Origin of the sequence: Bacillus sp. MM2020_4 (assembly GCF_011250555.1) — a bacterium.
Taxonomy (GTDB): domain Bacteria; phylum Bacillota; class Bacilli; order Bacillales; family Cytobacillaceae; genus Neobacillus.
Window position 1 is genome coordinate 1 of the sequence record NZ_JAANMZ010000132.1, and the last position, 255, is coordinate 255.

At 43.9% G+C, this 255-nt stretch carries 1 rRNA gene; it reads left to right on the forward strand.

The features are described 5' to 3' along the window. Nucleotides 1-106, forward strand: a 16S ribosomal RNA gene (locus G6554_RS25460); the annotation flags it as partial. Nucleotides 107-255: the final 149 nt, after the last annotated feature.

Consider the following 255-nt stretch of genomic DNA (forward strand, 5'->3'; position numbering starts at 1 on the left):
CGGTGGGGTAACCGTAAGGAGCCAGCCGCCTAAGGTGGGACAGATGATTGGGGTGAAGTCGTAACAAGGTAGCCGTATCGGAAGGTGCGGCTGGATCACCTCCTTTCTAAGGAACATGCAGTCCTTTCGGACTGATCATAAGGTTGACGTTTCTTGTTTGTTTAGTTTTGAGAGTGCAATTCTCTCAAAGCTTTTTTTAATCGTTCTTTGAAAACTAGATAATCGTAAGAAGAAGCAAAGTAAACATCGAGTAAT